The following is a 460-nucleotide window of genomic DNA, read 5'->3' as shown; positions in this document are numbered from 1 at the left end:
CAATCAGAAGTGGGTAACCGATGTAACCGAGTTCAAGGTCGCCGAGCAAAAGCTCTACCTCTCACCCGTCATGGACTTGTACAACGCCGAGATCGTGGCATACGAAATGGCCAGCCGGCCCTGTTACAGCCTGGTTGGAAACATGCTGGACAAGGCACTTGAGAGGCTGGGCGAGACGCCAAAGCTGGTGATGCACTCGGATCAGGGCTGGCACTATCAACAGCCTCAGTATCGTCACAAGCTCTATCAGCGCGGCGTAAAACAGAGCATGTCGCGCAAAGGAAATTGCCTGGACAACGCGGCCATGGAAAGCTTCTTTGGTACGCTCAAGTCAGAGTTTTTCCACCTGAAGCGATTTGAAAGCGTCGAAGAACTGAAGGCGGGTCTGGATGAGTACATTCATTACTACAACCATGACCGCATCAAGCTAAGGCTTAACGGCCTGAGCCCTGTTGATTAC

1 protein-coding gene is annotated in these 460 nt (G+C 52.6%); it reads left to right on the top strand.

The genetic code is table 11. The annotated features are described in order from the left end of the window. Positions 1-460 (top strand): IS3 family transposase (locus tag HU750_RS27015; RefSeq protein WP_186683389.1); only part of this gene is annotated, 460 nt, incomplete at both ends.

Origin of the sequence: Pseudomonas sp. SWRI50, from assembly GCF_014269095.1 — a bacterium.
Classification (GTDB): domain Bacteria; phylum Pseudomonadota; class Gammaproteobacteria; order Pseudomonadales; family Pseudomonadaceae; genus Aquipseudomonas; species Aquipseudomonas kermanshahensis.
The sequence above is the reverse complement of the archived record's forward strand: the minus strand, read 5'-3'. Positions and strand labels throughout refer to the sequence as shown.